The sequence below is a fragment of the Mucilaginibacter endophyticus genome, from assembly GCF_003351025.1.
GTDB classification, from domain to species: domain Bacteria; phylum Bacteroidota; class Bacteroidia; order Sphingobacteriales; family Sphingobacteriaceae; genus Mucilaginibacter; species Mucilaginibacter endophyticus.
Genome location: NZ_QPCG01000003.1, coordinates 440,612 through 460,183, shown reverse-complemented (window position 1 = coordinate 460,183; position 19,572 = coordinate 440,612). Strand labels below are relative to the sequence as shown.

The following is a 19,572-nucleotide window of genomic DNA, read 5'->3' as shown; positions in this document are numbered from 1 at the left end:
CTCCTCGCAATGACATAAGGAAGAGATTAGTCCTCGTCTAATAGCCTCTTAGTTATAGGCTGATAAGAATCGATACGACGATCTCTAAGGAAAGGCCAGTGGCTTCTGTAATAATCAGATTTATCCAGATCAAGCTCCTGTACTACTACTTCCTCATCATTGTGTGATGTTTGGTGGATAATAGCACCGAATGGGTTAGCAAAGAATGAACCGCCCCAGAATTTTACGCCGGCTTCTTCGCCTACACGGTTTACGCTTACTACGTGTACGCCGTTAGCTACCGCGTGCGAACGCTGAATGGTTTGCCATGCATTGTATTGCTCCACGTTTGTGGCTTCATCCTGTGTGGTAGCCCAGCCGATAGCGGTTGGGTAAAATAATATATCGGCACCCATTAAAGCAGTGATACGGGCTGCTTCAGGATACCATTGGTCCCAGCAAATCAATACGCCTACACGGGCAAATTTGGTGTTGAAAACCTTGTAGCCTAAGTCGCCAGGGGTGAAGTAAAATTTTTCGTAAAAACCGGGATCATCAGGGATATGCATTTTGCGGTATTTGCCTAAATAGCTTCCGTCGGCATCAAGCACCGCGGTAGTGTTGTGATAAACGCCCTGAGCACGTTTTTCAAATAATGAAGCAATGATTACTACATTAAGCTCGGCAGCAACTTTTGAAAGCTCGTCTGTTGATGGGCCAGGGATAGCTTCGGCCAGCTTAAAATTGTCATAATCTTCTACATCGCAAAAATAAAGCGAGGTGAAAAGTTCCTGTAAACAAACTATTTGCGCGCCCTTAGCAGCAGCTTCCCTTACTTTAACAATCGCCTTTTCCAGGTTCTGCTGTTTATCAGCAGTACAGCTCATTTGTACTAAACCAACTTTTACTTTACTCATCTTCAAAAAATTTGCGCAAAAGTAACACTTTGTATCAAGGATTTCAGCCTTTTAATATTATGATTACACTGAGTTGAAAGTAGGATTACACTGGTATGAGATTGCCATTACGGTTTTAAATTACAGCATGCCTTAAATAATAACCTGATTTACTGGTTTTAATGTTTCTGAAAACAAAATGAAGAAAAATTGTTAATTGACTATCCTGTTCACCCAAATAAAAAAATAACATAGCTTTGCAGCCGAATGACACAAACAGAAGACATCATTGACGAAGGTGCCGAACATAAAACCTGGAAAGGTAAGCTTTGGGGCGTTATAAAAGTAATCCTTATCATAGTAGTAACAGGCGGCTTGCTTTACTATGTATTCAGTAAGGTGCCGTTTGCGAAAATTAAATACCGTTTAATTCATGCCGACCGCGCCTGGTTAGCCGCCGCCATAGCCTGTTATATCGGGTCGATGTTTTTTTCATCATGGCGGTTATTAAGCTATTTTAAATCCATTGGTTTACGGTTAGACTGGCGCTTTAATCTTCGCCTGTATTTTCTCGGCTTGTGCTATAATGTGCTATTGCCTGGTGGTATCGGCGGCGATGGTTACAAAATTTACCTGCTGCATAAGCGTTATCATTTACCAACAAAAAAAGTGTTTTGGGCTATCCTGTTTGACAGGCTTAGTGGTTTTTGGGCCATTGGTGCTATTGTAGTGGGCCTGGTTATATTAATACCAAGTTTCCCTTATCACCTGGGCTGGCCGCTTGGCATAGTGTCGGTTGGTTCGGTGATCTATTACTTTGTAGCCCGTAAGTTTTTTAAAGAATATACCCACAACTTTGTGCAGGCGCATTTAAAAGCCATAGGTGTACAAAGCATGCAATTGCTTACCATTGTTTGTTTACTACTTGCACAGGATTTCAACGGTAAATTTGCTCCGTATTTACTGTCGTTTCTTTTCTCATCCTTAGCGGCAATTATTCCGTTTAGTTTAGGCGGTGGCGGTATCCGCGACGCGTTGTTCCTTACCTTAGCCCGTCAGTTTAATTTAGCCGAAGACATGGCTGTTTACCTGAGCTTCGGGTTTTATCTTATCTCCATTATTGTGGCTTTATTAGGTGTGTATTATGTGTTAGCTCCTAAGCGGCTGGATGGCAGTCTTAAAAAAGGCGAAGAACCAAAAATGGAAAATCACCCAATAGAAGAATAATATTCTGTTTAAAATTTAATTTCGTAATAATAAACTGAAGTTTGTTTTCATAGCAACCATATGCTAAACTTGGCGTTATATTATAAATCGCCAGTTTATCAATGAGCCATTTTAATGATTTTAATAATCCGCAGGTTGCGGCATTGCCCGGTCATTTAAAACAATTTATAGTCGACCAGCACTACGAACATTATACACCCATTGATCATGCGGTGTGGCGTTATGTTATGCGCCAGAATTATAGCTACCTGAAGGATGTAGCTTACTATCCGTACATCCCCGGTTTGCAAAAAGCCGGATTAACCATTGAGCATATCCCTAATTTACAGGAGATGAATGATGCCCTCGGCAAAATTGGCTGGGGAGCAGTTACTGTTGATGGGTTTATCCCACCAGCCGCATTTATGGAGTACCAGGCCTACCGGGTGCTGGTTATTGCTGCAGATATCCGCCAGTTAAAACATATTGAATATACCCCGGCGCCCGATATCATCCATGAATCGGCTGGTCATGCACCCATTATTGCCGATAAGGACTATCACGAATATCTGAGTTATTTCGGCTCGATAGGGGCGAAGGCTATGTTCTCGGCCCAGGATTTTGAGTTGTACGAAGCTATCAGGGCTTTATCGATATTGAAAGAAATGCCTGATGCTGATGAACAGGAGATCGTCAAGGCCGAAGCGCTGGTAACCTACTGCCAGGAAAATATGGGCGCGCCTTCGGAGATGGCTTTATTGAGCCGCCTGCACTGGTGGACGGTAGAGTACGGCCTGATCGGTACCTTGGAGCAGCCAAAGATCTATGGCGCTGGTTTGCTTTCATCCATCGGCGAAAGCTCCACCTGTATGAATAAAAACGTTGAAAAGTTGTGGTATACTATTGATGCCGTTAAGTATTCATATGATATTACCAAGCCACAACCCCAGCTTTTTGTGACCCCCGATTTTCAGAATCTGATTAATGTGCTGGAAGAATTTGCCGATACCATGTCATTCAGAAAGGGTGGGGCTTACGGTTTAAATAAAGCTGTAGAGAGTAAAAATGCCTGCACCGCGGTTTATAGCTCGGGCCTGCAGGTTTCCGGCACCATTACCGATTTCAAAACAGGTGCCGATGGAAGACCTTATTTTATCAAAACAACCGGTCCTACTGCTTTAGCCTCTAATAATAAACAATTAAAGGGTCACGGAAAAGATTATCATAAAGATGGTTTCAGCTCGCCGGTTGGTAAACTGAAGAATAACCCTGACCTTGCTTTAGAAAATTTTTCGGAAGACGATTTAAAAGCAGCTGGCATAGTAAATGGTAACAGAACAGAATTACTTTTTGAAAGCGGGATATCCGTGAATGGGGTTGTGAAAAATGTTCTTTCGGTGGATGGTAGAATCTGCCTGATCACTTTTAACGATGTAACTGTTACTGATGATAAGGGAACGATATTGTTTGACCCGGCCTGGGGTGTTTATGATATGGCTGTAGGTGAAGAAATTGTATCTGTATTTTGTGGGGCGGCCGATAGGGAGGCTTACGAAACCATTGTTTATAAATCAAAAACAGAAACCCACCATGCTGTGCACGATCATAAAACCAAAGAACTGCACCGGCTTTACCAGCAGGTGCGCGCTTGCCGCATTAACCATGGTGATTACGGTTTTTTAGGCAACGTTTGGCAGCAATTGCAAAAAGACCATCATGACGACTGGCTTTGCGCCTTGGAGATCCTTGAAATACTCGATCATGAAAAAGCAGAGCCCGCATTAGCCGCCGAGATCAAACATTTTCTGGAGCAAAAAGGAAATAACGAGCCTGAATACGGCAAACTCATCAGCGATGGTTTTTACCTGATCAAGCACCCGGTTGAGCAAAAATTGGTAGTTTAGCGTTTATTGAGTAATTTAGAGTATGACAACGCTAATAATAACCGTTGATGACGAGCGTACAGAATCTTTAAAAAAGATTTTAAAGGATATTCCATATATAAAGAATATTGCTGTTAAGAATGGCGATGAGGTAGCAACTGAGTCTACTCAATTAGACAAGATAAAAGCGATCCTTAACGCGTCTAAGGGTAAAGGTCTTTTTCAAGATATTGACGATCCTGCTGAATGGCAACGGAATATAAGAAAGGAATGGGATCGTGATTTTTGACACCAACGTTCTTATCTATCTTTCTAAATTTACCCTTGATCCTGAAAAAATACTAAAAGAAAAATCAGCTATATCTGTTATAACTAAAATAGAGGCTTTAGGTTATGCTTTCCCTAACGTTGAGGAACACGATTTACTTAGGGCTATATGTGATGAAATGGATGTTATTCCCTTAACGGATGAGATATCTGAAGAAACAAATAAATTAAGAACTAAAAACCGGGTGAAATTACCCTATGCTATAATTTACGCTACAGCTTTGGTGCAAAATATGCCTTTGCTTACTAATAATATTGCTGATTTTAAATCGCTTGGCAATAAAGTGAAAATTATAGATCCTTTTACCTTATGAACATCATAATAACCGGCGCCAGCAGCGGCGTGGGCTTCGAAGCCGTAATTGAACTGATACTATCGGGTAGCCACAAAGTAATTGCTTTGGCCCGCTCACAGGATAAACTGGAACGTTTGCTGGAAATAGCTCATGGCTTAAATCCCGACTGCCAGTTGTTTGCCTTAAAATTTGATATTGTGCATGACGATTATGAAGGCTTGCAGCATTTTATAGCGTCGCATTTTGATAACCGGGTTGATATTTTGATCAACAACGCAGGAGTGCTTATCAATAAGCCATTTGCAGAGTTGCTTGAGTCGGATTTTGTAGAAATGCTGCAAAGCAACTTTATTGGTCATGTAAGGGCAATCCAAGCTTTGGTATCTTTAATGCCTGCCGGTGCGCATATCCTTAATATCGGCAGCATGGGTGGTTTCCAGGGGAGCGCTAAATTTCCGGGCCTTGCGGCTTATTCGGCAAGCAAATCGGCTTTACATACGCTAACCGAATGTTTGGCGCAGGAGCTAACAGAACAAGGTATCAAAGTAAATTGTCTTGCTTTAGGATCGGCACAAACCGAGATGCTGGAGCAAGCGTTTCCAGGGTACGAATCGCCGGTGATGGCCTTTGAAATGGGAAAATATATTGCCGACTTCGCATTAACCGGTAGTAAATTTTTTAACGGAAAAATAATACCTGTAGCAGCAACTACTCCATGAATATTGAATAATATTGCAAACATTTTTATAACTTAGTTATTATAAATATGTTATGCTCTTAGCTAATGGACACCAGGTTTACATCACTTTTTACTCATTCGAAAGACATTTTTTTTGTCATGGATATGAATGGTGTGATCCTTCATACCAATTACGCGTTTCGAAATACATTTAACTATACCGATCAGGATTTAGCAGGTTTAAATATCGCATCTATTTGTCACCCTGCCGATAAGGAACGCCAGGCCGAATCTCAGGCCAGCCTCCTGCTTCATAAAAAGCTGGTAGGTTATCAAAGCCGGGTAAAGGCCAAAGACGGGTGTTATTTCAGCATTATCTGGTCGGTAATATTAAATGAGGATGATAACCTCATTTATTCAAGCGGTAATACCCTTGCCGGTATGGTGGGGCAGCCGGAAAATGATATAGTTCAGCATACCATTCAGGGCCTTAACGAAGGTTTTGCCGTGTTGGATTCATTCTGGAACATTACTGCATTTAATCCTGCCTTTCACGCCATGACCAACCTGAGTGTTGAAATGCTGAAGGAAGCTAATTTTATGCAGATCGAAAACCTGGGCTTGAGTGAACGGGTTGCTAATGAATTCCAGTTATCGTTAACCGAGAGACGATCTATACAGGTACAATATCTTAATACCAAATCCAATGGCTGGTTACGCATCAATGTTTATCCTTACAAAAACCAGTTAGCCATTTTTATCCGCGATATCACGGAAATCAAGATGCAGGAATGGGTTTTGGAGCTTGAAAAAGGAGTGCTGGAGTTAAATGCTACAGCACAATACACACTTGGGCAAACTACGCGTGAGTTATTGCGGGGTATTGAGCGGATTTTTCCGGATATGGTATGCTCGGTACTTGAAGTTGATGATCAACAGGAAAAAATGCATGTACTGGCCGCCCCGCGTTTGTCACAGGCTTATTGCGATTTGCTTGAGGGGTTGCCCGTAGGCCCGGATATAGGCTCATGCGGCAGGGCGGTATACCATCGCGAACAGGTAATTGTAAGCGATATAGAAAACAATCCGCTTTGGGACAACTATGCGCATATGGTGAGGCCGTACGGTTTAAAAGCCTGCTGGTCTACTCCGGTAATGAGCTCAAAAGGTTCAAAAGTTTTGGCTGTATTTGGCATCTACTATCATGATACACGAGAGCCAAGTAATGATGAGCAAAGCATCATAGAGCGTACAGTTAACATCCTCAGGGTGTTAATAGAAAGCAAAAAAACAGAAGACAATATCCGTGAACAGAATAACCGCCTGCAAACAATCGCCAATATTAGTTCGCACGAATTGCGGAAGCCGGTAGCTACTATTTTGGGCCTGGTTAATTTATTTGATAACGATGACCTGCAAAATCCGCTCAATAAAGAGATCATCGAACACATTGATACAACATCACAACAACTTGATGGGGTTATTCATTCCATTGTGGAAAGAACGGCTTATATTAAGGCTTTTGGGGCTGATGCGTAGGCTTTTTATCATAAGTGTTTTTCTATTGCCGGGCAATATCTCGTTTGCCCAGGTTACTTCATTCACTATTGACAGCAGTAAATTAAACAAGCCTTTAATGGCTGTGTTGGATACCATTTTCCAATCAGATCAATCGGTGAGAATAAAATATCTTCAGGCAAAAAGGGATAATGCACAAGTCAAAATTGTTGATAGCCTGCAAAAGGTTATGCGTAGTACTGACAGCCAAAATTTGATCAGGGTAAACACGATATTAACAAAATATGGTTGGTTAGGTCCGCAAAAGGTGGGCATTATGGGCAGCCAGGCCCTATTCCTGGTAATTCAACATGCCGATCTGCAAACGCAGCAAAGCTATCTGCCAATGATCCGGGCATCAGAGAAAAATGGTGAGATCCTGTCAAGTAACCTGGCTATCCTTGAAGACAGGATCAACATGCGTACCGGCAAAAAGCAAGTTTACGGGAGCCAGGGATTTACAGACAAGCAAACCGGTAAAACATATATTTATCCTGTTGCTGACGTTGATCATTTGGATGAGCGACGCAAAACAATGGGCATGCCACCGATGAAAGATTACGCAAAAAACTGGGACGCTGAGGAATATAAGAAACAGCTTCCGGAAATAGAGAAATTGGTACGGGAGCAAGCTAATAAATGACAATACCAGCAGGAAGAAATGTTATAATTAAGATAAGGTTTAGGTTTAAAGCCACTTTCTATAATTTAATTTCTCCGTCAAGTTAATGGGAGGTTTTTTCTGCCGGTATTGTCACTGATACATTTCGATTCCGTTAGTTGAGAGGCATGTCTCGTATAAAATAGTCATTCATCTTTTGGAGATACCAAACCAACTGCGTTCACAGGTTTTATCCGCCAATGCCCTGTAGTTTTAGATATTTCACCATTTGCTCTTCAGCCCTTTGCGCCTACCTTTAAAAATTCATTAACTACTATTTCTGACACGTAGCGTTTAATGCCATCTTTGTCGGTGTAGTTACGATTTGTCAGTTTGCCTTCAATAGCCAATTCGTCGCCTTTTTTAAGCAGGTCTTCGGCAAGGCTGGCTTGCGGGCCCCAGAAAATCAGGTTATGCCATTGGGTGTCGGTTATTTTTTCGCCTTTATCATTTTTATAGCTTTCGTTGGTGGCGATAGATAGGCGCACCATTTTTTTATTGCTGTCAAATACCTTTACTTCCGGATCCATACCTAAGTTACCTACCAGGCGTACACTGTTTCTTAATGAGTTCATCGTTTTAATATTTACTGTTTAATATTGTTTGAGTTAACGATACAAAGGTGGGGAGGACAGGAAAAATTAACCGGATAATAACCGTTTATAGTCGATAGTATCCGTTTGTAAGCGTTTGCAAACGGATAAATTATTCGTACCTTTATCTATGAACCAGGAAAGAGTATGCTTAGATTGTGGTACGCCGCTACAAGGCCGTGCCGACAAAAAGTTTTGTAACGATCTGTGCCGCAACAATTATAACAACCAGCTCAACAGTAACAGTTATAACCTGGTGCGTAATATCAATAATATTCTGCGCCGTAACCGCCGCATACTGGAAGAACTAAACCCAACAGGTAAAACCAAAACAACCCGTAAAAAGCTTACCGCAAAGGGTTTTGATTTTGACCATATCACCAGCATCTACCAAACCAAAACCGGATCAACGTATTTTTTTAATTATGAATACGGTTACCTGCTGTTAGATAATGATGAGGTGTTGCTGGTGAAAAGGGAAGGGGAGTAATTTCAGTTGGCAGTTTTTAGTAGCAGCGGCAGTTTGCAGTAGCAGTTTAAGTGGGCAGTTTATAGTTAGCAGTTGCAGTACTTCTGCTATGTTTGGGCGGCAGGAATCCCGGAAATCCATTAATCCCAAGAATTCTGGTTTAGACAAAAAATCAATAATTTTTAAATCCTAAAATACCTGCTGAATCGCTCAAACCGATTTAAGCACGGATGTAAGCCCGGTAAAATCTAAGATTACCGCCATAAACCTGTTTTTGGAGGATAGAAAATCGTAATTATCCTTTAAGTTGCCGGTTTAAACAACAATCTGAGCGGTAAAATATCAATGCATAATCTCAATCTCTATAGATTTAATAGCATTTAACAGTTTAATATTTTGATAATTAATACTTAACTGTTGTTTCATTCGGCTCTTTATGTTTTCAATAAATTTAAGTACGTTTGGGGAAATGTAAATTTTTAATTTTTGACTGATCTTACTAATTTAAAATGAAATTATTTATTAAGAAACCGATTGCTCAACTAATGGCTGCTTCGGCAGAAACAGAGAAATCGCTTAAGAGAACCTTAGGTGTTGGCTCGCTTATAGCACTCGGTATCGGCGCAATTATAGGTGCCGGTATTTTTGTTCGTACGGCAGCTGCGGCAGGTGAACACGCCGGGCCTGCGGTTACCATTTCCTTCCTTATAGCAGCTGCAGGTTGCGCCCTGGCTGGTTTATGCTATGCCGAATTTGCAAGTATGATCCCTATCGCGGGTTCTGCTTATACCTACTCTTATGCTACCATGGGCGAGTTTATTGCCTGGATCATTGGTTGGGACTTAGTGCTTGAATATGCCCTTGGCGCCGCTACGGTTGCTATTGGCTGGTCGCAGTATTTTAATGAGTTTTTAACAACTTTCTTTAACGTGCATATACCATACGCGTGGTCACACTCGTTTATGGAGGTTTCAAATACTTCCACAGGTATGTATGCCGCCGAGTTGGGTACAAGAGGTATTATTAACCTGCCGGCTATCCTGGTTCTGTTCCTGCTGACCCTGTTGTTGATCCGCGGTACAGCCGAATCGGCAATTGTTAACAATATTATTGTGGTTGTAAAAGTTGCCATCGTATTATTGATCATAGGTTTAGGCTGGCATTTTATTAACCCGGCTTTCCACACGCCTTACACTATTCCTGCCGATGCAGGTAAGATTAAGGTTAGCGCCGGCGTAGTTGATTATGCTGATACTTTTAACCATGGCTGGCTCGGTGTTTTGCGTGGTGCAAGTGTTGTGTTTTTTGCCTTTATCGGTTTTGATGCTGTTTCAACCGCTGCGCAGGAAGCTAAAAACCCACAAAGAGATATGCCAAAGGGTATCTTGATATCATTGGTGTTTTGTACTGTGCTTTATATCTTGTTTTCACACGTGTTAACCGGCTTGGTTTCATATAAGGATTTCCTTATCCAGGGTAAAGAGGCTTCTGTAAGTTATGCTATTAAGACAGCTATGCCTGGTTATGGCTGGTTGGCTTCATTTGTTACCGTATCTATACTTGCAGGTTTCTCTTCAGTGATCCTGGTGATGCTGATGGGCCAAACCCGTGTGTTTTACACCATGAGTACAGATGGGTTAATTCCTTCAGTGTTTTCAAAGTTGCACCCTAAGTTCCGCACACCGTATAAATCACAATGGTTATTCTTTGTGTTTGTATCATTATTTGCCGGTTTTATCCCTGATAAATATGTTGGCGACATGGTGAGTATAGGTACATTGTTCGCATTTGTACTGGTATGCATTGGGATCTTAATTTTAAGAAAAACCGATCCTGATATTGTGCGTCCGTTTAAGACCCCTGCCTACATGATAGTTTGCCCGTTGGGTGCCATCATTTGTTTGTGTATGATTGCAAGCGAGGGTTGGGAAAACTGGGCAAGGCTTATTGTTTGGTTGCTGATTGGCTTTGTAATTTACTTCCGCTATAGCATCAAACGCTCACATGTACGCCATGGCAAGGTTGAAGCCGCCAATAACCCTATCAATCCTAAATTTGTTGAGTAATTATAACAATGTTATCATAAACAAAAAAGGTTCTGAATTTTCAGAACCTTTTTTGTTACATTCCATTTTACAATAAACAAATAAAACCGCTTCATGAAGGGCGATAAAAACCTGTGGGTATTAGTATTTATATGTGTTATCAACTCCCTGGGGTTTGGCATCATTGTACCGATACTTTACTCATATGGAAAAACCTTCGGCGTTACCGGCGAAACATTGGGGATCCTGACCGCTTCATTCTCGGTAGCCCAGTTTTTTGCCACGCCGGTTTTAGGTTCCCTGTCGGATAAATGGGGGAGAAAGCCTTTGCTGGTGATCAGCCTGGCGGGTACCTGTATCTCCTTTATTCTTTTTGCCGAAGCCCGAAGTATGGCTATGCTTTTTGCGGCCCGCATCCTTGATGGACTTACCGGGGGCAATGTATCTGTAGCGCAAGCTATGGTATCGGATACGGCCGGGCCGGATAACCGGGCCAAAAGGTTCGGTATACTCAGTTCGGCATTTGGGTTTGGTTTTGTGATAGGGCCGGCCATAGGCGGTTTGCTGAACAGGTATGGTATGCAGGTGCCTTTCTATTTCGCGGCGGGCATATCACTTATCGGCACGCTCTGCAGCCTGTTCTTTTTGAAGGAAACCAATCCGCCCGACAATACAAAGCGAGATTCGGGAAAAACTAAATTCTCGTTCACGGCCCTGGCAACAACACTTAAGCGCCCGGTTATTGGTACGGCGGTGTTTACGGGTTTTATGCTTACCATGGCACAGTTTACCATGATCATCGGTTTTCAAACTTTTAGTGTTGATGTATTGCAGATCAATCCTACCCAGATTGGTATTTTGTATGCCGGTTTCGGCGTAAGCGGTATTATCATGCAGCTTTGCGTGCCGTTGTTCACCAAATGGTTTTCGTCCAAATCAATGATCCTGATGCTTTCTACTTTTCTTTGTTTGGCGGCTATGTTTGTAACCGGCCTCACCAATGATTTTATTCCTTTTGTCATCGGTATTTGTATTTATGGCCTGTTCAACGGTTTGCGAAACCCTATGCTCAACGCAATTATTGCAGATCATATTGATCATAAAGAACAAGGCAAAATATTGGGGATCAATCAGTCGTACGCCTCTATTGGGCAAACCCTTGGTCCGGTTACCGCGGGCTTTGCAGCTTTGCTATCGGTACATGCTATTTTCTTCTTATCTTCATGCTATATTTTGGCTGCTTTGCTGCTAAGTATCCGGTTAAAGAAAAAAGAATAAATTCAAGACACCATGCCGCACCCGTTTATTTTTAAGGAGATCATTTCGGTTACGATGATCCTGTTTGCTATTATTGATATTTTGGGCGCTATACCGGTAATTATTCAGCTCAGGCAGCGTGTTGGTCATATCGAATCGGAAAAGGCCAGTATAGCCGTGCTGGTGCTTATGGTGACCTTTCTTTTTATAGGAGATGAACTGCTGGCGGTAATAGGTCTGGATATTTCGTCATTTGCCATCGCAGGTTCGCTGGTGATCTTCATCATTGCCATGGAAATGATATTAGGTGTCGATTTTTTTAAAGAAGAATTGCCACAGGCCGCGTCTATCGTGCCATTAGCGTTCCCGCTTATAGCCGGTGCAGGTACCATGACTACCCTGCTATCCCTTAAATCGCAATATCAAACACAAAATATCCTTGTAGGTATAGTGCTGAATACCCTTGTGGTTTATTTAGTACTTAAAAATGTAAAATGGCTGGAAAGGTTGCTTGGTCCTATAGGGTTAAGCGTGTTGCGCAAGGCATTCGGGATTATTCTCCTGGCAATAGCTATTAAGCTGTTCAGGAGTAATACGCATTTGTAGAGCCCCCCAGCCCCCTAAAGGGGGAGTTAAAGTAACTCATTATGGATCTAAATCAGGTGGAAATATCAAGTTTTTGGGATTGGTTTAAAACCATTTCGGCAGATTTACTGATTAATCCAACAGATACTTATTTCATTAATTTATTGGACACACAAGTTAGCAAACTTGGGAACGTCGATTGGGAAATTGGTCCGTGGGAAGAAAACGTAACATTTTTGGCTATTTCTCCCAATCTTAATTTTGAACAATTAGATTTCACCCGAAAGGTAATTGATGCTGCCCCCTACTGCTCGGGCTGGAAGTTTCTGCCGTCCAAGCCGCCCAAAGACTGGTGCGGCATCTGGGAAATGGAAAATGAAATAGGTAAAACTATTTTAGTAGATACCAGCAACTGGACATATATCCTTCATCGTTTTGACGATGAAGGATTTGGTATTGATTTTCAAATACCCGATTTTGCAGGGGATCAAACCACTCAATACGTGGCTATTGATATTGCTTTAACCGGCTATTTAGGTGAAGAACCCTTTATGAATTTGATTCAGGATATTAATATTGTTGATGACTTTGGGGAAGAAATGTCGGGTAAAGCAACTTCCTTAAAATACATCAAAAAGCATATTGAACAAATTATCTAAAAAAAAAGCGGTAGTTGCTCGAGAAGTTGGCGGCGAGAAGCGTGCAATAATCGTCACATGGCCGGAGCCGAGCGACGGCAGGTGGTGAAATAAAAACCATGTCATTGAGGAGGAACAACGAAGCAATCGCATGGAAGTCAAACCGCCCTGTGTAGCATGCGGTTGCCACGCTTCGCTCGCAATGACATGGTAGTTTATGCTCCTGGAGAAGCGGTTAATCTCGCCACAAACATGGTATCCGCTTTACGCTCGTATCCTTTCAATACCGCTTTTTCTTCCAACTTTAATCCAAGCTCGTTTACCAGGTAATCAACCACATCTTCATTCTCTCCTTTAAAGGCAGAGCAGGTGATATAGATAAGGGGCTTACCGGGTTTAAGATATTTTACTACGTTTTGGGCGATGCTTTTTTGAAGCTTCTGGAAAAACTCGATTTTATGATTGTCAAACTGGGCTATCATTTCAGGTGTACGTCCCCAAGTGCCTGAGCCGCTGCAGGGGGCATCGAGGATGATCCCGTCAAATGCGTAATCGTGCATCACCGAATCGATGTTCTGCGTAAGATCGAGGGCCTTTTTTTGATACTTGGTTAGTCCTGCAAGCTGAAAGCGCTCATCAAGATTAGCCAGGATGGACTCGCGGATATCGGATACTACCAGTTTAATATTTGGCTCATCCTCGTGAAGCAATAATGACTTGCCGCCCGATGCAGCGCAGGCATCCCACCAGCTATCCCAGCGCTGCGGTTTAAAATAGTTGCCTGTTTGCTGCGATGAATAATCCTGCACCTCAAACCAGTGTTGCTTGGCAAATATGGTTTCAAGGCGCGTACCGTTAGGCAGCGAATAGCAGCCATTACCTTCATCCTTAAACACAACCTGGGCTTTGGTTAGTTCGGCTTTTACCAAATGATCATAACCGTTACGGACACGGATAAACAGATCGGGCTGGCAAAAAAACGATTTCAGGAAAGCTTCCTTATCAATCCCTTCCGAAAGCTGGCTGCTCCAGGGGAAAACATCTTCCAGTTTAAAATCGGGGTAGGAGGTTTTTACGAGGGCCAATTTATCATCGTCACTAAAACCTATACAAGCGGCCCATTCGGGTTTAAAGTTTTGCAGGTAGGAGTTAGTTTGGGTATTACATAAAAACTCGGCGACTAACAGGCGCTCGTCTTCGGGCACGTCGGGCAATGCCCTGCCCAGGCGAAAGTAGTTATACACCAACCGGTTGGCAACCCGCCTGTCGGTTGAGCCCATTTGTTTGTTTTGCCGGTAAAAGCCGGGTAAAAATTTACTTAGTGGCGTATCGGCAGGGTATTCACCCAAAATTCGCTGAAACGTTTTAAGCTGATTTATAGCCTTCATTCTACCTGTTTTAGCTCAAAGTTAGTGTACATTAATATATTTACGTGGGTATTGATCCATCCCTGCCCCGGCTTTTTTATAAAATGAAAGCTGTTATGCAAGCCGGTAAAATCGGTTCCCTCAATTGATGACAATCCTTTATCGGCAAAAAGCTGCCTGCCAAAGTATAATCCTTCATCAAAACCCTTAATGGCGTATTCGGTCGGTTCAACGTGATAAGCGCGCCTATAGTTACGTAAAAATGTTGTTGTTGCCCCTGCTTTGTAATTTATTTTTTCGGTAGAGGTGATATGCGTATTCAAACGTTGTAAAAGTTGCGGTTTCAGGAAGCTGAACTTCTCCCAGCTCGGGTGCCCGAACACCATAACGGGATAGTGTTTGTTCAAGGTATCTAATGAGCGGAGGGTAACGCCTAAAAATGCCTGATCGGTAGCGGGGATCACAAACACATTTTTTTCGGTTTTGGAAAGCTGCGGCAGCAGGCTGCTTAATTTTCCGCGTACAACATATACATTGGTAACCTTAATCTTCTTTTTGCTTAAGCTGTCGATAGCTTTTTTAAAGTTGACAGCGTAATCATTTTCCTGATTAAATCCGGAACGAAGGATAAAGATTTTTTTAGGTTTAACCGTTCTGTTGATATATTCAGCAGCGCCCCAGGCATGGTATTCAAGCGGAGGGATGGCAGTTATTAAGTTTTTGCTGTTGATGGTGGCCGGATTAGCCGGTGACAACGGCGACAAGATTGGTCCTTTTGAATAAGATAGCGCGCCGGAAAATGCCTTTACACCATCCGGAAAAACAGGGCCCACGATCAGATCGCTCGAGCGGACAAACGCGTTTAGAGCCAGGTCATGCGCCTGCATAGCCTCGTCTCTTGAGTCAAAGATCTGCAGCTTATAGTTATTCCCGTAAGCAGTAAGCGAATCAAGGGCGAGTTTAAATCCCTGGTAATATTCAACCGCGATATTTGCCTGGCTTATCTGAAGCGGACTATATTTTTGAGCCGGGTTTAAGTGCTCCAAATTCAGGGGCAGGAGCATGGCAATGTTTGCCACTTTTTGTTCCGAAGTCTTTTCTACCGGTTTTTCGGTGGTATTACCGGGCTTTTTTTCGGTATTATCAGTCGGTTTTTTTACGGTAGTTGCTACCGGCCGCGTTTTTGGTGAACACGCGGCCAGCAGCAATGCTATGCAAAAAAACGGTAACCACTTATTCCCACTCAATGGTGGCCGGTGGTTTTGAACTGATATCATATACTACCCGGTTAATTCCTTTTACGTTGTTGATGATCTCGTTGCTGATCTTAGCCAGCAAGTCGTACGGTAAATGGCACCAGTCGGCGGTCATCCCGTCAACCGATTCAACGGCACGGAGGCAAATCACGTTTTCGTAAGTACGTTCATCGCCCATTACACCTACCGATTGAACCGGTAAAAATATAGAGCCGGCTTGCCAAACTTTATCGTAAACTCCGGCAGCACGTAAATTGTTTATATAAATTGCATCGGCCTCCTGTAATATCGCCACTTTTTCAGGGGTGATATCGCCCAAAATCCTGATAGCCAGACCCGGGCCCGGGAATGGGTGGCGACCTAAAATATTAGGATCGATGCCTAATGCCTTACCTACTTTCCTTACCTCATCTTTAAACAAAGTGTTAAGCGGCTCAACAACTTTAAGTTTCATAAAGTCGGGCAAACCACCTACGTTGTGGTGCGATTTGATGGTAGCAGAAGGGCCTTTAACCGATACCGATTCGATAACATCCGGATAGATGGTACCCTGACCAAGCCATTTCACGTCTTGTACTTCGTGCGCGGCATCATCAAATACTTCGATGAATACCCGACCGATAGCTTTACGTTTCTTTTCAGGATCGGTTAAGCCGGCAAGCGCGTCATAAAAACGTTGTTTGGCGTCGATGCCTTTTATGTTTAAGCCCATGTGTTTGTATGACTCAAGCACCTGCTCAAATTCATCCTTACGCAAAAGGCCGTTATCAACAAATATACAGTGCAGGTTTTTACCGATGGCATGGTGCAACAATACAGCCGCAACCGACGAATCAACACCGCCTGATAAACCAAGTACTACTTTATCATCGCCGATTTTTTCGCGAAGCGCGGCAACGGTGGTTTCGATGAATGAATCCGGTGTCCAGTCTTGTTTACAACCGCAAATGTCAACCAAAAAGTTTTGCAGCAATTGTTTACCGTCAATACTGTGGGTAACCTCCGGGTGAAACTGGATGCCGTAGGTTTGGGTACCGGTAACCTGGTAAGCGGCAACTTTAACGCTATCGGTACTTGCAATTACCTCAAAGTTATCGCCAATAGTAGCAATGGTATCGCCGTGCGACATCCATACCTGTGAACCGCCGGGAACGTCTTTAAACAATGGGTTATCCTGTTTAATGTATTCCAGGTTTGCACGACCGTATTCGCGGGTGCTTGATGGCAATACTTCGCCGCCGTGGAAATGGGCAACGTATTGGGCGCCATAGCATACGCCTAAAATAGGACGTGTGGTGTGGAATTTTTCAAAATCGAAATGAGGAGCGTCTTCCTGCCTTACAGAATAAGGACTGCCTGAAAGGATAATACCTTTTACAGTGCTGTCAATTTCGGGATAATGATTGAAGGGGTGGATCTCACAATAAATATTGAGCTCCCTGACACGGCGCGCGATAAGTTGGGTGAATTGCGAGCCAAAGTCAAGAATGAGGATTTTTTCTTGCATGGGCAAAGATAGGATTTTGATTTGAAAATTGGGATTCCGGATTTCGGATTTTTTATGGGAGAATGAAATGATCGATTATAAACCGCCGCACTGATAATCAAGGATCGCTCTGGTATTCAAACTATCCACAATTTTCCATTCGTTGAGCTCACGTATAAATTCAGGTTTTTCAAGTCCCGAGTCCATAGCGGCGCGGGTATAAAAGTCGGCCTTTGCAGGGTGATCAGGCGAGCATCCGTTAAATAAATATCCGAAAGCTTGTTTAGCTAATATGGCCTTGCTCATCCCGATACAATCATCAAGGTGGATGAGGTTTACAGGCGCATCTCCGTTAGGGATATTTTTTTTACCCGCGAAAAACCTACCGGGGTTACGGGCGGGCCCGATTAAGCCGGCAAAGCGGATGATGGTTGTTTTGAAACTACCATCTGCATGAAAAAGGTTTTCGGCCTCCAATAATATTCGCCCTGATTCTGTATTGGGTTGAGGATCGGTTTGCTCGTTTACATGCCTATTGGTATCTGCATAAACAGTCGTTGAGCTGATGAATACCACATTTTTGATCTGATGGCGTTTTATAGCTTCGATGATGCTCTTTATTTTATCCAAAAAAATACCTGCTTCGCCTCCGCGGGTTTTGGGCGGGATAGCTATCCATAGCACATCGCAATCAAAAAAATCATCATCATATATCTCCTGGTTGGGCAAAAAGTTAATGAGGTAAGGTTTGATACCCATAGCCGCCAGATCGTCAAGTTTAGCTGCCGAGGTAGTTGATCCTTTTACCTGCATACCATCGGCAAGTAATGCTTTTGCCAATGCGCTGCCATACCAGCCGCAACCTAAAATACTGATGTTTGTTATACCGGGCATGTTGTAAAATAATGCTTTGGCGCAAAGGTAATTAAATAATGATATGGTGTTTGGCTGCCGATAATGTGCTTTTGTTTTAAACTTTTTGGGCATACCGGGCGTTATTGGTTTATGAAGAAAGAGATTATTGCAACCTCTGTAGCATTAGGTTTGACAGCTTTGGCCCTGCAGGCTACCCGCTGCAAACCACTGCAAACTGTTCCCTACGTCGATCTGAAAAAATATGTTGGTTCATGGTTTGAAATTGCCGCTTTACCGCAATGTTTTGAATCGGGATGCACCTTTACTTCAGCGGCCTATGGTTTAGCCAAAGATGGCAGCATCGTTGTTAAAAACCGTTGTATAAAAGATAATAAAATAAAAATAGTTGAAGGCCGTGCCGTTGTTGCCGATAAAACAAGTAACGCGAAGCTTGAAGTGCAATTTCAATGGCCGTTTAAAGGCAAGTATTGGATCATAGCTTTGGCCGATGATTATAGCTACGCCATGGTAGGGCACCCTAACAGGAATTATCTGTGGATAATAAGCCGGCGTTCAACACTGGATGAGCAGATCTATAACCAATTGGTTGTGCAGGCCGCCGAACAGGGATTTGATGTGAGAAAGCTGGTGAAAACGGTGCAGGTATAAAAAATGAATAGAGACATAAATATGTCATTGCGAGCGAAGCGAAGCAATCGCATGCTATGCAGGTCCGCCCTGTATAGCATGCGATTGCTTCGTCGTTCCTCCTCGCAATGACAAACGGGAAATTTACTTTATCTCCCTAACCTTAATAACCAGTTTCTTCACCTTATCATAGCCGTTAACCTTCATATTAGGCCTGTGACCATCACTTGGGAAAAACAGGAAAAACTCATCGGGAGTAGCGGTGTAATATTTGCCTTCGCCGCTGTAGTTGGCAAAATCTTTTTCAGCATCGTAAAGTTTGGTAACGGTAAGGCTTTCAATAGGGGCAACGCCGATTTTTTCTTTGCCTTTGATCACGTACTGCACGTCGATATAGTTCTGGTGCGATTCCCATGCTGCCTGCTCAGGTTCTTTTGACGGGCCTTCGGTGATCATGGCATAAACGTTATCACCATCAATGGTGTATTTGCCTGGTTCTATAGTTTCGAGGTTGCGTTCGCGAAGAAATTCAAACGCTTTATCCCATGCGGCTTTGTTGGCAGCGTATTGCTTGGCAAACTCCACATCATTTGTTGATGAGTTTAACTTAAGTTTAAGGCCATTAGCCCAAACGCGGCTTTTAACCCAGGTTTTGGCGCTTTTTGCCGTAATGTCCTGCTGTTGAGCCGAAGCACCTGCAGCTGTAAGCGAAAAAAGTATTAGCAACATGATATATTTATAAGTTGTTAAATGTTTCATAGTTTTTTTATTTATCGGTTATTGAATTGGTAGCGCGGCAACAAGTCCGGTTAAGGCATTCAATTATACAAGCTTAAATAAATAAAACAATATACTAACCGTTAAATATTTACTTTAACGTTATAGTTTG

20 protein-coding genes are annotated in these 19,572 nt (G+C 42.7%); 13 read left to right on the top strand and 7 right to left on the bottom strand.

Translation table 11 applies throughout. The annotated features are described in order from the left end of the window. Window positions 1-26 precede the first annotated feature (26 nt). The gene (locus DUL71_RS15105; protein WP_114938893.1) at window positions 27-896 is read right to left on the bottom strand and encodes a carbon-nitrogen hydrolase; all 870 of its coding nucleotides are present in this window, start codon (window positions 894-896) and stop codon (window positions 27-29) included. Between the two features lie 246 nt (window positions 897-1,142). On the opposite strand from DUL71_RS15105, the gene DUL71_RS15100 reads away from it, so the two are divergent. The 7 genes from DUL71_RS15100 (at window position 1,143) to DUL71_RS15070 (ending at window position 7,466) form a co-directional block, all read left to right on the top strand. Then, window positions 1,143-2,102: a lysylphosphatidylglycerol synthase transmembrane domain-containing protein gene (locus DUL71_RS15100; RefSeq protein WP_114938892.1), complete on the top strand. Its 960-nt coding sequence runs from the start codon at window positions 1,143-1,145 to the stop codon at window positions 2,100-2,102. A gap of 101 nt (window positions 2,103-2,203) precedes the next feature. Next, a complete protein-coding gene (locus tag DUL71_RS15095) occupies window positions 2,204-3,985 on the top strand; it encodes an aromatic amino acid hydroxylase (RefSeq protein ID WP_114938891.1) in 1,782 nt (593 codons plus the stop codon). 22 nt (window positions 3,986-4,007) lie between these two features. Then, entirely contained in the window at window positions 4,008-4,253 is a 246-nt protein-coding gene (locus tag DUL71_RS15090; RefSeq protein WP_114938890.1) for a hypothetical protein, read from the top strand. Beyond that, window positions 4,243-4,605: a type II toxin-antitoxin system VapC family toxin gene (locus DUL71_RS15085; RefSeq protein WP_161964445.1), complete on the top strand. Its 363-nt coding sequence runs from the start codon at window positions 4,243-4,245 to the stop codon at window positions 4,603-4,605. Before DUL71_RS15090 ends, DUL71_RS15085 begins: the two co-directional genes overlap by 11 nt. Next, window positions 4,602-5,306 (top strand): SDR family NAD(P)-dependent oxidoreductase, encoded by a 705-nt coding sequence (locus tag DUL71_RS15080; protein WP_114938888.1) that lies wholly within the window; start codon window positions 4,602-4,604, stop codon window positions 5,304-5,306. The genes DUL71_RS15085 and DUL71_RS15080 overlap by 4 nt, the downstream gene beginning before the upstream one ends. A 65-nt stretch (window positions 5,307-5,371) precedes the next feature. Beyond that, window positions 5,372-6,805 (top strand): PAS domain S-box protein, encoded by a 1,434-nt coding sequence (locus DUL71_RS15075; RefSeq protein ID WP_114938887.1) that lies wholly within the window; start codon window positions 5,372-5,374, stop codon window positions 6,803-6,805. Then, window positions 6,798-7,466, top strand: coding sequence for a DUF6624 domain-containing protein (locus DUL71_RS15070; RefSeq protein ID WP_114938886.1), 669 nt, complete (start codon window positions 6,798-6,800; stop codon window positions 7,464-7,466). Before DUL71_RS15075 ends, DUL71_RS15070 begins: the two co-directional genes overlap by 8 nt. Before the next feature lie 254 nt (window positions 7,467-7,720). Here DUL71_RS15070 and DUL71_RS15065 read toward each other — a convergent pair whose 3' ends face one another. Continuing rightward, complete coding sequence (locus DUL71_RS15065) at window positions 7,721-8,059, bottom strand: single-stranded DNA-binding protein (RefSeq protein ID WP_091218015.1); 339 nt, start codon at window positions 8,057-8,059, stop codon at window positions 7,721-7,723. A gap of 148 nt (window positions 8,060-8,207) precedes the next feature. Between DUL71_RS15065 and DUL71_RS15060 the strand changes: the two genes are divergently transcribed. The 5 genes from DUL71_RS15060 (at window position 8,208) to DUL71_RS15040 (ending at window position 13,092) form a co-directional block, all read left to right on the top strand. Next, complete coding sequence (locus DUL71_RS15060; RefSeq protein WP_112575985.1) at window positions 8,208-8,567, top strand: hypothetical protein; 360 nt, start codon at window positions 8,208-8,210, stop codon at window positions 8,565-8,567. Window positions 8,568-9,055: 488 nt separating this feature from the next. Next, the gene (locus DUL71_RS15055) at window positions 9,056-10,612 is read left to right on the top strand and encodes an amino acid permease (RefSeq protein WP_112575986.1); all 1,557 of its coding nucleotides are present in this window, start codon (window positions 9,056-9,058) and stop codon (window positions 10,610-10,612) included. 93 nt (window positions 10,613-10,705) lie between these two features. After that, the gene (locus tag DUL71_RS15050) at window positions 10,706-11,869 is read left to right on the top strand and encodes an MFS transporter (protein WP_114938885.1); all 1,164 of its coding nucleotides are present in this window, start codon (window positions 10,706-10,708) and stop codon (window positions 11,867-11,869) included. Between the two features lie 12 nt (window positions 11,870-11,881). Further along, complete coding sequence (locus tag DUL71_RS15045; protein WP_090528400.1) at window positions 11,882-12,454, top strand: MarC family protein; 573 nt, start codon at window positions 11,882-11,884, stop codon at window positions 12,452-12,454. A 41-nt stretch (window positions 12,455-12,495) separates the two neighbouring features. Further along, a complete protein-coding gene (locus DUL71_RS15040; protein ID WP_114938884.1) occupies window positions 12,496-13,092 on the top strand; it encodes a hypothetical protein in 597 nt (198 codons plus the stop codon). A gap of 194 nt (window positions 13,093-13,286) precedes the next feature. On the opposite strand, the gene DUL71_RS15035 is transcribed toward DUL71_RS15040, so the two are convergent. The 4 genes from DUL71_RS15035 to DUL71_RS15020 all read right to left on the bottom strand — a co-directional run bounded on the left by DUL71_RS15035 (window position 13,287) and on the right by DUL71_RS15020 (window position 18,167). Continuing rightward, window positions 13,287-14,459 (bottom strand): RsmB/NOP family class I SAM-dependent RNA methyltransferase, encoded by a 1,173-nt coding sequence (locus tag DUL71_RS15035; RefSeq protein WP_114938883.1) that lies wholly within the window; start codon window positions 14,457-14,459, stop codon window positions 13,287-13,289. After that, window positions 14,456-15,715, bottom strand: a complete 1,260-nt coding sequence (locus tag DUL71_RS15030; protein ID WP_154402406.1) for an ABC transporter substrate-binding protein — start codon at window positions 15,713-15,715, stop codon at window positions 14,456-14,458. Before DUL71_RS15030 ends, DUL71_RS15035 begins: the two co-directional genes overlap by 4 nt. Continuing rightward, window positions 15,672-17,201, bottom strand: a complete 1,530-nt coding sequence (gene guaA / locus DUL71_RS15025; RefSeq protein ID WP_114938881.1) for a glutamine-hydrolyzing GMP synthase — start codon at window positions 17,199-17,201, stop codon at window positions 15,672-15,674. The genes DUL71_RS15030 and guaA overlap by 44 nt, the downstream gene beginning before the upstream one ends. A gap of 75 nt (window positions 17,202-17,276) precedes the next feature. Next, complete coding sequence (locus DUL71_RS15020) at window positions 17,277-18,167, bottom strand: SDR family oxidoreductase (RefSeq protein ID WP_114938880.1); 891 nt, start codon at window positions 18,165-18,167, stop codon at window positions 17,277-17,279. A gap of 18 nt (window positions 18,168-18,185) precedes the next feature. Between DUL71_RS15020 and DUL71_RS15015 the strand changes: the two genes are divergently transcribed. Then, a complete protein-coding gene (locus DUL71_RS15015) occupies window positions 18,186-18,704 on the top strand; it encodes a lipocalin family protein (RefSeq protein WP_114938879.1) in 519 nt (172 codons plus the stop codon). Between the two features lie 123 nt (window positions 18,705-18,827). Here the strand turns inward: DUL71_RS15015 and DUL71_RS15010 are convergent, their stop codons facing one another. Further along, window positions 18,828-19,442, bottom strand: a complete 615-nt coding sequence (locus DUL71_RS15010) for a NanQ anomerase/TabA/YiaL family protein (RefSeq protein ID WP_114938878.1) — start codon at window positions 19,440-19,442, stop codon at window positions 18,828-18,830. Window positions 19,443-19,572: the final 130 nt, after the last annotated feature.

What these genes read in the sequence shown, in the direction of transcription:
- DUL71_RS15105 (WP_114938893.1), bottom strand. Translation starts at nt 896, where the DNA reads ATGAGTAAAGTAAAAGTTGGTTTAGTACAAATGAGCTGTACTGCTGAT.
- DUL71_RS15100 (WP_114938892.1), top strand. Translation starts at nt 1,143, where the DNA reads ATGACACAAACAGAAGACATCATTGACGAAGGTGCCGAACATAAAACC.
- DUL71_RS15095 (WP_114938891.1), top strand. Translation starts at nt 2,204, where the DNA reads ATGAGCCATTTTAATGATTTTAATAATCCGCAGGTTGCGGCATTGCCC.
- DUL71_RS15090 (WP_114938890.1), top strand. Translation starts at nt 4,008, where the DNA reads ATGACAACGCTAATAATAACCGTTGATGACGAGCGTACAGAATCTTTA.
- DUL71_RS15080 (WP_114938888.1), top strand. Translation starts at nt 4,602, where the DNA reads ATGAACATCATAATAACCGGCGCCAGCAGCGGCGTGGGCTTCGAAGCC.
- DUL71_RS15075 (WP_114938887.1), top strand. Translation starts at nt 5,372, where the DNA reads ATGGACACCAGGTTTACATCACTTTTTACTCATTCGAAAGACATTTTT.
- DUL71_RS15070 (WP_114938886.1), top strand. Translation starts at nt 6,798, where the DNA reads ATGCGTAGGCTTTTTATCATAAGTGTTTTTCTATTGCCGGGCAATATC.
- DUL71_RS15065 (WP_091218015.1), bottom strand. Translation starts at nt 8,059, where the DNA reads ATGAACTCATTAAGAAACAGTGTACGCCTGGTAGGTAACTTAGGTATG.
- DUL71_RS15060 (WP_112575985.1), top strand. Translation starts at nt 8,208, where the DNA reads ATGAACCAGGAAAGAGTATGCTTAGATTGTGGTACGCCGCTACAAGGC.
- DUL71_RS15055 (WP_112575986.1), top strand. Translation starts at nt 9,056, where the DNA reads ATGAAATTATTTATTAAGAAACCGATTGCTCAACTAATGGCTGCTTCG.
- DUL71_RS15050 (WP_114938885.1), top strand. Translation starts at nt 10,706, where the DNA reads ATGAAGGGCGATAAAAACCTGTGGGTATTAGTATTTATATGTGTTATC.
- DUL71_RS15045 (WP_090528400.1), top strand. Translation starts at nt 11,882, where the DNA reads ATGCCGCACCCGTTTATTTTTAAGGAGATCATTTCGGTTACGATGATC.
- DUL71_RS15040 (WP_114938884.1), top strand. Translation starts at nt 12,496, where the DNA reads ATGGATCTAAATCAGGTGGAAATATCAAGTTTTTGGGATTGGTTTAAA.
- DUL71_RS15035 (WP_114938883.1), bottom strand. Translation starts at nt 14,459, where the DNA reads ATGAAGGCTATAAATCAGCTTAAAACGTTTCAGCGAATTTTGGGTGAA.
- DUL71_RS15030 (WP_154402406.1), bottom strand. Translation starts at nt 15,715, where the DNA reads ATGATATCAGTTCAAAACCACCGGCCACCATTGAGTGGGAATAAGTGG.
- guaA (WP_114938881.1), bottom strand. Translation starts at nt 17,201, where the DNA reads ATGCAAGAAAAAATCCTCATTCTTGACTTTGGCTCGCAATTCACCCAA.
- DUL71_RS15020 (WP_114938880.1), bottom strand. Translation starts at nt 18,167, where the DNA reads ATGCCCAAAAAGTTTAAAACAAAAGCACATTATCGGCAGCCAAACACC.
- DUL71_RS15015 (WP_114938879.1), top strand. Translation starts at nt 18,186, where the DNA reads ATGAAGAAAGAGATTATTGCAACCTCTGTAGCATTAGGTTTGACAGCT.
- DUL71_RS15010 (WP_114938878.1), bottom strand. Translation starts at nt 19,442, where the DNA reads ATGAAACATTTAACAACTTATAAATATATCATGTTGCTAATACTTTTT.